The organism is Gordonia bronchialis DSM 43247, assembly GCF_000024785.1.
GTDB lineage: Bacteria > Actinomycetota > Actinomycetes > Mycobacteriales > Mycobacteriaceae > Gordonia > Gordonia bronchialis.
This window is the reverse complement of the sequence record NC_013441.1, coordinates 4,035,578-4,047,778: the sequence shown is the minus strand read 5'-3', so window position 1 is coordinate 4,047,778 and position 12,201 is coordinate 4,035,578. Positions and strand designations below refer to the sequence as shown.

Below are 12,201 nucleotides of genomic sequence, written 5' to 3'. Positions count from 1 at the left end.
GCGCGTCACTTCGGTGTGACCCAGGTGGTGATGTCGCAGTGCACCACCTCGACGCCGTGCGTGTCGTGGATGGCCACCGACACGGTGACGTCGGTGCCCTCGGTGATGGCGTCGAAGTCGATGGGTTCGGCCAGTCGGGCCTCGGCGGTGAGTCGCGTGGTGGCCTTGGTGAGGTAGCTGGTCTGCATGGCCTTGGGGATCCAGCGGTGCGTGGTCGGGGTGGTGGCCTCCATGAGCATCCCCATGGCGGCCTCGGCCAGATTGCAGGCGGCGATGGCATGGAAGGTGCCGATGTGGTTGTGCACGCCGAACCAGTTGGGTGCGCTCACCCGGCAGTATCCGGGCTCCATCTCCTGCACCAGCGGCAGCACGGTCCCGAAGTAGGGGACTCGGGCGCGACCATACCGAGAGAGAAGAGGGCATTGCCAATGACATTCGACGGCAAACGTTTCCGCAGGGCATAGGTGGCGCTGACGCGCGGCGAGGTGGCCATGCGCGCTACCTTACCGGCCGGTCAGTTGCCGGCTGGTCCGGGCGTGAGTCACTGACGTACGGACGGCGCGGCCGCGCCCGTGCTCTGCGTTGGGCATTCGGAGGTCATACGGCCACGTGACGATTCGCTATGCTGCGCCTGAAATTGTTTTCAGTGTGGCCTCAGTCGCCGCGGTAAAGGGGAACTCGATGACTTACCAACCACCTACTGGTGGCTGGAACAATCCAGCCAGCGGTCCGGTGCCGGGGGGCCAGCCGTACGGGCAGCAGCCGGTGGGCGGTTACCCGGGCCAGCAGGGCGGATACCCCGGCCAGCCGCAGCCCGGCGGCTACCCGGGGCAGCAGATGGGTGGCTACCCGCAGCAGCCGCGCGCCCCACGCCCGGTGATCGTCGAACGTTTCCTTGCCGGACCGGCCAACCCGCAGCTCTACACCATCCTCGGTGGGGTGCTCGCGTTCCTCGGCGTGCTGCTGGTGATCTTCAGCTGCTTGTCGTGGGCGACGGCCAGCGACGAAGGCGGAACCGGTGATTACACGGTCAAATCCAGTGTGAGCATCACCGGATTGGGTTCGGTATCACTGGACGTCGACAGCAGCTTCACCGATTCCGGCGACGTCAGGAAGACCGAGCGCGGCATCGAGAAGGACACCAGCGCCCCCGGGGTGTGGACCCTGATCTTCGGACTGCTCCTCATCGGGTCGGCGGTGCCGTTTTTCTTCCGCAAGATCACCCCGTGGGGAGTGGTCGCCGCGGTCCTCGTGGGCTTTGCCGTCATGGTGACGGCGTCGGTGTTCTTCGCCGATCCGGTATCGGCCGTCGCTGACTCCGATGTGGAAGGTGACACCAGCGACTGGGGTGCCGGGTACGGGCTGTGGATCGTCTTCTTCGCGGCACTGATCGCCTTCTTCGTCGCCGTTGCCGCACTCGTGTTGCTGCTGATCCCGCAGCAACCGCGTCGTGCCGTCTACGGCGGATACCCGGGTGGGTACCAGGGCGGCAACTACCAACAGCCGGGCCACCAGCAGTCCGGCTACCAGCAGACCGGATATCAACAACCTGACGGCTACCAGCAATCCGGATATCAGCAGCCCGGTTACAACACCGGCGACCAGGGCTACGGCTACGGGAATCAGCAGGGCGGGTACGGCCGGCAGTATCCGGGCCAGAATCAGTGGCCCCAGTAGTAACGCACCAGATGGCTACCGGAATCAGGCCGAGCCGATGCCGACAGTTGGTCGGTCGATCCGGTTATGCTGCCCGGGCAATGTCGGATATGTCGAGACGAGGGCGCAACGATGCGCTGCGATGAAAGGCAGATATGACCTACCAGCAACCGCCGGGCGACTGGAACAATCCGCAAGGCGGTCAGGGACAAGGCTTCCCGCCACCACCGCCGGGTCAGCAGGGACCGCAGGGCCAGCAGGCGCCCCAAGGTCAGTCGGCCCACTACGGTCAGCCGGGACAGTTCGGTCAGCCGAGACAGTACGGTCAGCCGGGACAGTTCGGTCAGCAGCCGGCCCAGGGTGAATATCCGGCGTCACCGGCGCCTGCGAAACCGCGGCCGGCGATTCTGGACCGATTCCTCTCCGGGCCGTCCGACGCGTCGAAGTTCACCATCATCGGTGCGGTGCTCGCTTTCCTCGGCCTGCTACTGATCGTGTTCAGCTTCCTGAGCTGGGTGAGCGAGGACGGCGACGGGGGCGGCTCCATCAGCGGGTTCGGGTCGGTGTCACTTGATGCGGGCGGCGGTATCGACAAGTCGCAGGTCGACGAGATCGAGAAGGAACTCGAGAAGGAGACATCGGCCCCGGGTGTGTGGACGCTGATCTTCGGCGTACTTCTCATCGGCGCGTCGATCCCGCTGATCGTGCGCAAGTTCGTGCAATGGGGAGTGCTGGCGTCGGTGCTCATCGGCCTGGCAGTACTGATCACGGCGTCGGTGTTCTTCGCCTCGCCGGTGGCGTCGGTGGTCGACGCTGACGGCATCGACGAGAGCGAATCCAGCGCCGGCTACGGCCTGTGGATCGTGTTCATCGCCGCTCTGCTCGCGTTCTTCGTCGCCGTGGGCGCGCTGGTCCTGCTCTTCCTCCCGCAGAAGCCCGCCCCGGCCGCCGGTGGCTGGGGTCAGTCCGGATTCGGCGGTCAGCCGGGCGGCCAGGCCCAGGGCGGTTACACCCCGCCGGCTCAGCAAAGTGGTTGGGACACACAGCAGCAGCCGGGCGGCGGGTATCCGAACGATGCCACGCGGCAGTTCAATCAGCCGCCGCAGAACTCGCAGGGTCAGCAGGGGTGGCAGAACCCGGGTCCGCCGCAGCAGTAACTCGCCAGACCATCATCTCGTCGCTCGATCGCCCCGTGGCCTCAGAGCCGCGGGGCGATCGTCGTATCGGCGTGAACTTGCGGGAAAACGGCAAACCCGACGTGGTGGCGGGAACCTCACCAGAGATCGGCCCGCTCGCTCGGTCGCGAGGTGACAGTACGTCTCACGGAGGGCACCCACGCATGGTCCCGCAACCCCCACCCGGGTGGAATCCGCAATCGAATATGGCTCCGCCGCAGCAGAAATGGTCGGATCCTGGGCGGCCCGCGCGACAACCAAACATGGTGAGTCGATTCGTCGATGGTCCGGCCAACCGACGACCGTATGCCTTCCTGGGTGCGGGGATGGCCGTACTCGGTGTCGTGTTGATCGTGTTCAGTTGTCTGACTTGGGTTTCGGCAACATCTCCGCCTTGAGAACTGTTCAACGGCGCCGACTTCACGGTGCAGATCAGCGGTCTGGGCGATACGTCTGTGTCATTGAACGCCACAGCGTTGACGGCGGACGACCGGGTCGAGGCCCAAGAACGTTTCGACATGGCGAAGAACCGTCGCGAAGCTGTGACCGAAGAGGCCGCGACAGCGCGCGGGATATGGACTCTGGTGTTCGGTGTTCTGCTGATCGTGGCATCGATTGCGCTGATGCTGCGGTGGGGGGTCAGTGGGCAGTGTTCGCGGTGCTGCCGGCAGGGGTGCTGGCGATCGTCGGGGTTTCGGCGATTCTCGTGTCGTCCGCGGGAATGCTCGACAGCGGTGGCGACGACTCGCTCGACTACGAGTTCAGCAGGGACTACGCACTTTATGTGGTGTTCGCGGCCTCGGTCATTGCCGTTCTGTGTGCGGTGGGCGCACTTGTTGCGCTGATCCGGACGGGTGGTTCACCAACCGATTCACCCGTTCGCCACGATTCATACGTGCCGCCGGTGCGCTCACAGTGGCCCGGCCCTCCGCCGACCGGCCGGTGGCCGGGGCCACCCAACGCGCCGTACCGGAGCGCGGGTCCGCCACCGCCGTACCGTGGTCAGCCTCCTTCATCGGGACCGCCGAACCTCAGATGAGGCCCCCGGGAAAACGGTGCGAGGGAAACCGGTGAGATTCGGTCGGCCTTGCGGCGGATCGGCCGTTCGGTACGTCGGGCCGAAGGGGCGTCAGCCGAAATGCACGATGCTCACGACGCCGGCGACAAGACAGTAGGCCGCGAAGGGATAGAGCGTCCGTGTGTGGAACCAGCGCGCGAGGAACGCCACCGAGGCCAGCGCCGCGAGGAATGCGCATATCGACCCGACCACCACCTGCCCGCCGATGCCGGCACCGTCGGGGCCGAACAGCTCCGGGATCTTCAGGACACCGGCCGCGAGGATCACCGGGGTGGCGAGCAGGAAGGCGAACCGCGCGGCGTCCTCGTGGTCGAGGTGACGCAGGATGCCGCCCGAGATGGTCACACCGGACCGCGAGATGCCCGGCAACAGGGCTAAGATCTGGCAGGCGCCGATGATCGCGCCGTCACGCAAAGGCAGCTGCTTCAGGTCCGCGTGGGTCCCGGACCGCGCGTGCCGGCCCGACGACGCGGTCTGAGAACGTCGGAGCAGTTCGGCCGCGAGGAGGACGAGTGCATTGATGCACAGGAAGATCGCCGCGGCCAGTGGGGTCGCGAACAGCGTGCGCAGCGATTTCTCGGCGACAAGCCCGACGATTCCCACCGGGATGGTCCCGATGATGATCAGCCAGGCGAGCCGGGAGTCGGCGGTATCGATGCGCCGGGCGCGGATCGAGTACACCAACCCGGAGACGATGCGCACCCAGTCACGTCGATAGAAGATGATCAGCGCGACCGCGGTCGCCACGTGCAAAGCGACGACGAAGGCGAGAAACGGTGTGTGTCCCGCGGATGCCGACTGGGTGACCAGGGTCTGCCAGTCACCGCCGATCCACGCCGGGACCAGTACGGAGTGACCGAGGCTGGAGACCGGGAACAACTCGGTGACGCCCTGCAACAGTCCCATCGCCACCGCCTGCGGGTAGGTCAGATCGCTCACGTGTCGCTGCTCCGTTCGGACTCGGCTCACGCCGGGGATGTCTGATTCGCCGTGTATGTGAAATATGTTGCTGCACAGGCTAAATGGCGAACCATAGCCAGGGTACGCAACTGTCGGCGCAACCTCCTCCGCCGATCGCTGAGTGGTTGCACGGCCCGGGCTGGCGAACAGCTGGCAATTCCCCGGTGCATGGCTGCCGACGAGTTCGCTAACGGTCGTCGGCGGCGCTCATGATGTCGATTTCTCCAACGATGGCGAGACAGTGTCCGCGAGTAGCGCAGGCGGGCCATGAACGACCGAAGCCGATACCCCTACAGCCGAGCGGCCATCCGCCTTCAGTCGCAGAGGTTGTGGCATACCTGGTGGCCGACGACGCCGATCAGGTTTCCGGTCACCGGGGAGACGCCGACCGCGAAGAGCATGACCCACTCGCTGAACCAGAAGTCGTCGTGTTGCTCCCGGGGCTCGTGTATCAGCACATAGGTCAGGTGCCCGTCGATGACGTGAGACTTGAGGCGTTGGTGTCGGTCGTCGGGGATGCCGCCGTTGTCCTCGTAAGTGAGGAACAGGTGCTGACCCTCGGGGTCGGTGTGGATCTGATCGTTGTCGGGCTCCGGTCCGCTGCTCACGGATGGGGTGTAGCCGGGGTACGGCATGGACGTGGCGTCGAGGTCGGCGGTTTGTGTGCTGCAGAACCGGGCTACGCCCAGCGACCGGAGGACCTCGCGTCCGGTGGGGATCTGTCCAGCGCTGTGCAGCTCACGCGTGTAGGGGTAGATCGGTACATCCGTCGCGCCGTAGGCCACCAGGCCGCCGGCCAGGGAGGCCAGGAACTCAGCGTCCGGACCGGTCGAGTACGAGTGGTCATCGACACTCGTGACGATCCCGTTGGTGATCACCAACGGACGCCTCAGTGGCCTGCGGTGCGGCGCCAGCGGCGGCATGATTCCGTCGGGTCCGACCTCGCTGTTGATCGCCTCTTCGGCGAGGTCGACGTCGGGCCATGATGAACCGCCGCCGTCGGCGACGGCCTGGTTGTCGTCGACGGTCGGCCACAGCTCTTGCGTCGCGTGTATGCGGGCGACAATGTCCTCCTGCGCGCGAAACAGGTCGTCCATGTGACGTTCGGCGAGTGCGTGTGCTCCGCGCCGTGCTTCGTTGGCGGTGTCGGTGATGCAGCGACCGAGGTGAGTGACATCCAGCGATAGCGCGGCTGCCGATAGTTCGATCGACACGAGGTCGCCGTCGGCGTTGGCCGCCACCGACACCGTCGCGTCCTCGTCGGTGGCCGTGGCGGTGATCCGACCGCGCTGCTCGCCCGCGGCCTCGATCAGTTCTGCATGACGTTGAAGCTCGTCGAACGGACTCGCGGTGGTGTCGTCCGGCGCCGGATCGGACGTCATGACGTGGTGGCGAGTGCGCAATGAACCGCTGATGATGCGAAAGGACGACAGTGCCGCACGGTCATGGCGATGAGTATGCCCCCGCTGCGGCAGGACCGACCACGATGGCCAACGTGGACGGGCTGCAGGTGCCGGCCGCGCGGTCGCACTTGCGAGTCCGCAGATGAAATCTGTACGTGGGAGCGTTGCGCGACGGGTAGTGCAGGTGGCGACGCTCGGTCGTACAGTTTTCGGCAGGCCAGAGCTGCTCCGACCTCGGATTTGAATCCCGACCCCCGCCTGGTGCATACTTGTCGGGTTGCCTTGACCGGGTGGCGCAAGTTCACTGCGGCCTCGTTCAGGTGAATATGACTCCCAGGCCCGGAAAGCGGGAACTGGGCGTGTAACTCATGCCCTGAATCAGAGGCCATGGCACGACACGCCCGACCGCGGGTGCCGGAGCAAAACTGGTTCGTCTCAGCGACGGACCAAACGTACAACGACAGATGAACAGCGTCGATCCCCCGACTCACGCGGGTGGTCATGTGCTCAGCCGGCGAGACGTCCGGTCCTGGTCACGCGGTGTTTGTCTGTCGAGAACAACTGACGGAAGAGGACACAGCGTGGCGGGACAGAAGATCCGCATCAGGCTCAAGGCCTACGACCACGAGGCGATCGACGCTTCGGCGCGCAAGATCGTGGAGACCGTGACCCGTACGGGTGCACGCGTCGTCGGCCCGGTGCCGTTGCCCACCGAGAAGAACGTGTACTGCGTCATCCGTTCGCCGCACAAGTACAAGGACAGCCGCGAACACTTCGAGATGCGTACCCACAAGCGACTCATCGACATCCTCGACCCGACGCCGAAGACGGTTGACGCGCTGATGCGCATCGACCTGCCGGCCAGCGTCGACGTCAACATCCAGTAGGCGGGGGGCGAGAGAAAACATGAGCAACCAATCTGCGACCAAAGGCATCCTGGGCACCAAGCTCGGCATGACCCAGGTCTTCGACGAGAACAACCGCGTCGTTCCGGTCACCGTCATCCAGGCCGGACCGAACGTGATCACCCAGCTCCGTACCGCGGACCGCGACGGCTACACCGCCGTGCAGCTCGCCTACGGTGCGATCGACCCGCGCAAGGTGACCAAGCCGGTCGCCGGCCAGTACAGCAAGGCCGGCGTCACGCCGCGCCGCCACCTGGCCGAGATCCGCGTCAACGACGTCAGCGAGTTCGAGGTCGGTCAGGAACTGACCGCCGAGGTCTTCGCCGAGGGTTCGCTGGTGGATGTCACCGGCACCTCCAAGGGCAAGGGCTTCGCCGGCGTCATGAAGCGGCACGGCTTCTCCGGTCTGGGTGCCAGCCACGGTGCTCACCGTGTGCACCGCGCCCCCGGTTCCATCGGTGGCTGCGCCACCCCGGGCCGCGTGTTCAAGGGCATGCGGATGGCCGGACGTATGGGTAACGACAAGGTGACCACGCAGAACCTCACCGTCCACAAGGTGGATGCCGAGGCCGGCCTGCTGCTGATCAAGGGAGCGATCCCGGGTCGCAAGGGCGGCATCGTCGTGGTTCGCGACGCAGTGAAGGGTGGTGCGAAAGCATGAGCACCGACGCAGCGACCAAGTTGACGCTGGACGTCAAGACCGCCGACGGCAAGACCAACGGAACCGTTGACCTGCCCGCCGAGCTGTTCGACGCCCCGGCCAACATCGCGCTGATGCATCAGGTCGTGGTGGCCCAGCAGGCCGCCGCACGCCAGGGCACGCACGCCACCAAGACCCGCGGCGATGTCCGCGGTGGTGGCGCAAAGCCGTACCGCCAGAAGGGAACCGGCCGCGCCCGTCAGGGTTCGACCCGCGCCCCGCAGTTCACCGGCGGTGGCACCGTGCACGGCCCGCAGCCGCGCGACTACAGCCAGCGCACCCCCAAGAAGATGAAGGCGGCCGCCCTGCGCGGCGCGCTGAGTGATCGTGCTCGCAACGAGCGCATCCACGTGATCACCGAGCTGGTGTCCGGGCAGGTCCCGTCCACCAAGTCGGCCCGCCAGTTCCTGGAGAGCCTCTCGGATCGCCGCAAGTTCCTGGTCGTGCTCGGCCGTGAGGACCTGACGGCCTGGAAGAGCGTCGCCAACCTGGGCAACGTGCTGCCGATCGCGCCGGATCAGCTCAACACCTACGACGTCCTGTACTCGGACGAGGTGGTGTTCAGCGTCGAGACGCTCAACGCGTTCATCGCTGCCAATACGACAGATGCGAAGGAGGCGTGAGCATGGCTACCCAGGCAGACCCACGCGACATCGTTCTGGCCCCGGTGATCTCCGAGAAGTCCTACGGACTCATGGAGGACAACGTGTACACCTTCGTGGTGCACCCGGACTCCAACAAGACGCAGATCAAGATCGCCATCGAGCAGATCTTCGGCGTCGAGGTCGCGAGCGTCAACACCGCCAACCGGCAGGGCAAGCGCAAGCGGACCCGCTTCGGCTACGGCCAGCGGAAGTCCACCAAGCGTGCGTTCGTGACGCTCACCGAAGACAGCAAGCCCATCGAGATCTTCGGAGGCTCGGTCAGCTGACCGGGACTTCAGAGAAGGACTGAGAACTCATGGCTATTCGTAAGTACAAGCCGACGACACCCGGTCGTCGCGGTGCCAGCGGCGCCGACTTCGCCGAGGTCACCCGTGATCATCCGGAGAAGTCGCTGGTTCGTCCGCTGCACGGTCGCGGTGGTCGTAACGCGCACGGCCGCATCACAACTCGTCACAAGGGTGGCGGTCACAAGCGTGCCTACCGTCTGATCGACTTCCGTCGCAACGACAAGGACGGCATCAACGCCAAGGTCGCTCACATCGAGTACGACCCGAACCGCACCGCGCGGATCGCGTTGCTGCACTACGTCGATGGCGAGAAGCGCTACATCATCGCGCCCCGCGGTCTCAACCAGGGCGACGTGGTGGAGAGCGGTGCGACCGCCGACATCAAGCCCGGCAACAACCTGCCGCTGCGCAACATCCCGACCGGTACCCAGGTGCACGCCGTCGAGCTGCGTCCGGGCGGCGGGGCCAAGATGGCCCGCAGCGCGGGTGCCTCGATCCAGTTGCTCGGTAAGGAAGGCACCTACGCGACCCTGCGTATGCCGTCCGGCGAGATCCGTCGCGTCGACGTGCGCTGCCGCGCCACCGTCGGCGAGGTCGGCAACGCCGAGCAGAGCAACATCAACTGGGGCAAGGCCGGCCGCATGCGGTGGAAGGGCAAGCGCCCCACCGTTCGTGGTGTCGTGATGAACCCGGTCGACCACCCGCACGGTGGCGGCGAGGGCAAGACCTCGGGTGGTCGCCACCCGGTCAGCCCGTGGGGTCAGCCGGAAGGCCGCACCCGCAAGAACAAGGCCAGCGACAAGCTGATCGTCCGGCGTCGTCGTACCGGCAAGAACAAGCGATAAGCACAGGAGGGAGTTAGAGAATGCCACGCAGCCTCAAGAAGGGCCCGTTCGTCGACGACCACCTCCTTGCGAAGGTGGACGCCCAGAACGAGAAGGGCACCAAGCAGGTCATCAAGACCTGGTCGCGCCGCTCGACCATCATCCCCGACTTCATCGGACACACCTTCGCCGTCCACGACGGCCGCAAGCATGTTCCGGTGTTCATCTCGGACAACATGGTCGGCCACAAGCTGGGTGAGTTCGCGCCCACCCGCACGTTCAAAGGTCACATCAAGGATGACCGGAAAGCGAAGCGCCGGTAATGACTACGCAGACAGATAACCCGCAAGCAAAGGCGACCGCGAAGTTCGTTCGCGTCACGCCGATGAAGGCGCGTCGCGTGCTCGACCTGATCCGCGGTAAGAACGCCGACGAGGCGCTCGACATCCTGCGGTTCGCGCCGCAGTCCGCCTCGGAGCCGGTCTACAAGGTGCTGGCCAGTGCCATCGCCAACGCGGAGAACAACGACGGTCTCGACCGTCGGACCCTGGTGGTCGCCACCGCGTTCGCCGACGAGGGCCCGACCCTCAAGCGCTTCCAGCCGCGTGCGCAGGGTCGCGCGTTCCGAATCCGCAAGCGCACCAGCCACATCACCGTGGTCGTGGAGTCCTTGCCGGAGAAGGCCGCCCCCGGCCGTACCCGCTCGCGTCAGCCGAAGAAGAAGGGAGCCTAGTCAGTGGGCCAGAAAATCAACCCGCACGGCTTCCGTCTGGGCATCACCACCGACTGGAAGTCGCGGTGGTATGCCGACAAGCAGTACGCGGACTACGTGAAAGAGGATGTCGCCATCCGCAAGCTCCTCTCGCAGGGGCTCGAGCGGGCCGGCATCGCCAAGGTGGAGATCGAGCGCACCCGTGACCGTGTTCGCGTCGACATCCACACCGCCCGTCCGGGCATCGTCATCGGTCGCCGTGGCGCCGAGGCCGACCGGATCCGTGGCGACCTGGAGAAGCTGACCGGCAAGCAGGTTCAGCTGAACATCCTCGAGGTGAAGAACGCAGAGTCCGAGGCCCAGCTGGTGGCCCAGGGCGTTGCCGAGCAGCTGAGCAACCGTGTGGCGTTCCGCCGTGCGATGCGCAAGGCGATCCAGTCGGCGATGCGTCAGCCGAACGTGAAGGGCATCCGGGTGCAGTGCTCGGGTCGCCTGGGCGGCGCCGAGATGAGCCGCAGTGAGTTCTACCGCGAAGGTCGGGTGCCGCTGCACACGCTGCGCGCCGACATCGACTACGGACTCTACGAAGCCAAGACCACCTTCGGCCGGATCGGCGTGAAGGTGTGGATCTACAAGGGCGACATCGTCGGTGGACGTCGTGAGCTGGCCGCGGCCGCTCCGGCAGCCGAGGACCGTCGTCCGCGCCGGCCCAGCCGGCCTCGCCGCAGCGGTGCCTCGGGTACCACTGCCACGAGCACCGACGCGGGTCGCGCGGCGGAAGCTCCGGCAGAAGCAAATGCGGGGGCCACTGCTGGTGCGGGCACCGAGAAGCAGGAGGGCTGATTCATGCTGATCCCACGGCGGGTCAAGCACCGCAAGCAGCATCACCCGAGCCTGAAGGGTCAGGCCAAGGGCGGCACCAAGGTGACGTTCGGTGATTTCGGCATCCAGGCTCTGGAGAGCGCCTACATCACCAACCGGCAGATCGAGTCCGCTCGTATCGCCATCAACCGGCACATCAAGCGTGGCGGCAAGGTGTGGATCAACATCTTCCCGGACCGTCCGCTGACCAAGAAGCCGGCCGAAACCCGCATGGGTTCGGGTAAGGGTTCGCCCGAATGGTGGGTCGCCCCGGTCAAGCCGGGTCGCGTGCTGTTCGAGATGACCTACCCGAATGAGGAGATCGCTCGCGAGGCCCTGCGTCGCGCGCAGCACAAGCTCCCCATCAAGACCCGGATCGTGACCAGAGAGGAGCAGTTCTGATGGCACTCGGAGTTGCTGCGAACGAGCTGCGTGAGCTCAATGACGCTGATCTGGTCGATCGCTTGAAAGAGTCGAAGGAAGAACTGTTCAACCTTCGGTTCCAGATGGCCACCGGCCAGCTCGACAACAATCGTCGTCTGCGGACCGTGCGTCGCGAGATCGCGCGTATCTACACCGTGATGCGTGAGCGTGAGCTGGGCCTGGCGTCGGGACCGGATGGTGATGACGCATGAGTGAGGACCAGAAAGTGACCCAGACTGAAGTTCGTAACTCCCGCAAGGAGCGGATCGGTTACGTCGTCAGCGACAAGATGGAAAAGACCATCGTGGTCGAGCTGGAAGATCGTACGCGTCACGCGCTGTACGGCAAGATCATCCGGACCACGTCCAAGGTCAAGGCCCACGACGAGAACGGCGATGCCGGTGTCGGTGACCGCGTGCGGATCATGGAGACCCGCCCGCTGTCGGCGACCAAGCACTGGCGTCTGGTCGAGGTGCTGGAGAAGGCCAAGTAAGCCCTTCTCCGACGCGAGATTCTCGAGCGGCCCGTTCCCCGGTGGGGAGCGGGCCGCTT

At 65.6% G+C, this 12,201-nt stretch carries 15 protein-coding genes and 1 pseudogene; 13 read left to right on the top strand and 3 right to left on the bottom strand.

Annotated elements, in window-relative coordinates:
* Positions 1 to 5: 5 nt before the first annotated feature.
* Positions 6 to 493, bottom strand: a pseudogene (locus GBRO_RS18710) (hotdog fold domain-containing protein).
* Between the two features lie 188 nt (positions 494 to 681).
* Here GBRO_RS18710 and GBRO_RS18705 point away from each other — a divergent pair.
* Both GBRO_RS18705 and GBRO_RS18700 read left to right on the top strand, forming a co-directional pair.
* Positions 682 to 1,677: a hypothetical protein gene (locus tag GBRO_RS18705; protein ID WP_147290668.1), complete on the top strand. Its 996-nt coding sequence runs from the start codon at positions 682 to 684 to the stop codon at positions 1,675 to 1,677.
* A gap of 134 nt (positions 1,678 to 1,811) precedes the next feature.
* Positions 1,812 to 2,813: a hypothetical protein gene (locus tag GBRO_RS18700; RefSeq protein WP_012835448.1), complete on the top strand. Its 1,002-nt coding sequence runs from the start codon at positions 1,812 to 1,814 to the stop codon at positions 2,811 to 2,813.
* A 1,147-nt stretch (positions 2,814 to 3,960) separates the two neighbouring features.
* On the opposite strand, the gene GBRO_RS18690 is transcribed toward GBRO_RS18700, so the two are convergent.
* Positions 3,961 to 4,848 (bottom strand): undecaprenyl-diphosphate phosphatase, encoded by an 888-nt coding sequence (locus GBRO_RS18690; protein ID WP_012835446.1) that lies wholly within the window; start codon positions 4,846 to 4,848, stop codon positions 3,961 to 3,963.
* 335 nt (positions 4,849 to 5,183) lie between these two features.
* Positions 5,184 to 6,251, bottom strand: coding sequence for a YbaB/EbfC family nucleoid-associated protein (locus tag GBRO_RS18685; protein WP_012835445.1), 1,068 nt, complete (start codon positions 6,249 to 6,251; stop codon positions 5,184 to 5,186).
* Positions 6,252 to 6,853: 602 nt separating this feature from the next.
* Between GBRO_RS18685 and rpsJ the strand changes: the two genes are divergently transcribed.
* The 11 genes from rpsJ to rpsQ are packed head-to-tail and all read left to right on the top strand — an operon-like array spanning position 6,854 to position 12,142.
* Positions 6,854 to 7,159 carry a 30S ribosomal protein S10 gene (rpsJ, locus tag GBRO_RS18680; protein WP_003938093.1) on the top strand — a complete coding sequence of 102 codons (306 nt, stop codon included), beginning with the start codon at positions 6,854 to 6,856 and terminating at the stop codon, positions 7,157 to 7,159.
* A 19-nt stretch (positions 7,160 to 7,178) separates the two neighbouring features.
* On the top strand, positions 7,179 to 7,838 hold the full coding sequence (rplC, locus tag GBRO_RS18675; protein ID WP_012835444.1) for a 50S ribosomal protein L3: 660 nt from the start codon (positions 7,179 to 7,181) through the stop codon (positions 7,836 to 7,838).
* Positions 7,835 to 8,500: a 50S ribosomal protein L4 gene (gene rplD / locus GBRO_RS18670; protein ID WP_012835443.1), complete on the top strand. Its 666-nt coding sequence runs from the start codon at positions 7,835 to 7,837 to the stop codon at positions 8,498 to 8,500. Before rplC ends, rplD begins: the two co-directional genes overlap by 4 nt.
* Before the next feature lie 2 nt (positions 8,501 to 8,502).
* Positions 8,503 to 8,808, top strand: coding sequence for a 50S ribosomal protein L23 (rplW, locus tag GBRO_RS18665; RefSeq protein ID WP_012835442.1), 306 nt, complete (start codon positions 8,503 to 8,505; stop codon positions 8,806 to 8,808).
* Between the two features lie 29 nt (positions 8,809 to 8,837).
* On the top strand, positions 8,838 to 9,674 hold the full coding sequence (gene rplB / locus GBRO_RS18660) for a 50S ribosomal protein L2 (RefSeq protein WP_012835441.1): 837 nt from the start codon (positions 8,838 to 8,840) through the stop codon (positions 9,672 to 9,674).
* 20 nt (positions 9,675 to 9,694) lie between these two features.
* Positions 9,695 to 9,976 (top strand): 30S ribosomal protein S19, encoded by a 282-nt coding sequence (rpsS, locus tag GBRO_RS18655; protein ID WP_005193585.1) that lies wholly within the window; start codon positions 9,695 to 9,697, stop codon positions 9,974 to 9,976.
* Positions 9,976 to 10,386, top strand: a complete 411-nt coding sequence (gene rplV, locus GBRO_RS18650; protein WP_012835440.1) for a 50S ribosomal protein L22 — start codon at positions 9,976 to 9,978, stop codon at positions 10,384 to 10,386. The genes rpsS and rplV overlap by 1 nt, the downstream gene beginning before the upstream one ends.
* Before the next feature lie 3 nt (positions 10,387 to 10,389).
* Positions 10,390 to 11,208, top strand: coding sequence for a 30S ribosomal protein S3 (gene rpsC, locus GBRO_RS18645; RefSeq protein WP_012835439.1), 819 nt, complete (start codon positions 10,390 to 10,392; stop codon positions 11,206 to 11,208).
* A 3-nt stretch (positions 11,209 to 11,211) separates the two neighbouring features.
* Positions 11,212 to 11,628, top strand: coding sequence for a 50S ribosomal protein L16 (gene rplP, locus GBRO_RS18640; RefSeq protein ID WP_012835438.1), 417 nt, complete (start codon positions 11,212 to 11,214; stop codon positions 11,626 to 11,628).
* Complete coding sequence (gene rpmC / locus GBRO_RS18635) at positions 11,628 to 11,861, top strand: 50S ribosomal protein L29 (RefSeq protein WP_004020547.1); 234 nt, start codon at positions 11,628 to 11,630, stop codon at positions 11,859 to 11,861. The genes rplP and rpmC overlap by 1 nt, the downstream gene beginning before the upstream one ends.
* The gene (rpsQ, locus tag GBRO_RS18630; RefSeq protein ID WP_012835437.1) at positions 11,858 to 12,142 is read left to right on the top strand and encodes a 30S ribosomal protein S17; all 285 of its coding nucleotides are present in this window, start codon (positions 11,858 to 11,860) and stop codon (positions 12,140 to 12,142) included. Before rpmC ends, rpsQ begins: the two co-directional genes overlap by 4 nt.
* Positions 12,143 to 12,201 lie beyond the last annotated feature (59 nt).

What these genes read in the sequence shown, in the direction of transcription:
- GBRO_RS18705 (WP_147290668.1), top strand. Translation starts at nt 682, where the DNA reads ATGACTTACCAACCACCTACTGGTGGCTGGAACAATCCAGCCAGCGGT.
- GBRO_RS18700 (WP_012835448.1), top strand. Translation starts at nt 1,812, where the DNA reads ATGACCTACCAGCAACCGCCGGGCGACTGGAACAATCCGCAAGGCGGT.
- GBRO_RS18685 (WP_012835445.1), bottom strand. Translation starts at nt 6,251, where the DNA reads ATGACGTCCGATCCGGCGCCGGACGACACCACCGCGAGTCCGTTCGAC.
- rplC (WP_012835444.1), top strand. Translation starts at nt 7,179, where the DNA reads ATGAGCAACCAATCTGCGACCAAAGGCATCCTGGGCACCAAGCTCGGC.
- rplD (WP_012835443.1), top strand. Translation starts at nt 7,835, where the DNA reads ATGAGCACCGACGCAGCGACCAAGTTGACGCTGGACGTCAAGACCGCC.
- rplW (WP_012835442.1), top strand. Translation starts at nt 8,503, where the DNA reads ATGGCTACCCAGGCAGACCCACGCGACATCGTTCTGGCCCCGGTGATC.
- rplB (WP_012835441.1), top strand. Translation starts at nt 8,838, where the DNA reads ATGGCTATTCGTAAGTACAAGCCGACGACACCCGGTCGTCGCGGTGCC.
- rpsS (WP_005193585.1), top strand. Translation starts at nt 9,695, where the DNA reads ATGCCACGCAGCCTCAAGAAGGGCCCGTTCGTCGACGACCACCTCCTT.
- rplV (WP_012835440.1), top strand. Translation starts at nt 9,976, where the DNA reads ATGACTACGCAGACAGATAACCCGCAAGCAAAGGCGACCGCGAAGTTC.
- rplP (WP_012835438.1), top strand. Translation starts at nt 11,212, where the DNA reads ATGCTGATCCCACGGCGGGTCAAGCACCGCAAGCAGCATCACCCGAGC.
- rpmC (WP_004020547.1), top strand. Translation starts at nt 11,628, where the DNA reads ATGGCACTCGGAGTTGCTGCGAACGAGCTGCGTGAGCTCAATGACGCT.
- rpsQ (WP_012835437.1), top strand. Translation starts at nt 11,858, where the DNA reads ATGAGTGAGGACCAGAAAGTGACCCAGACTGAAGTTCGTAACTCCCGC.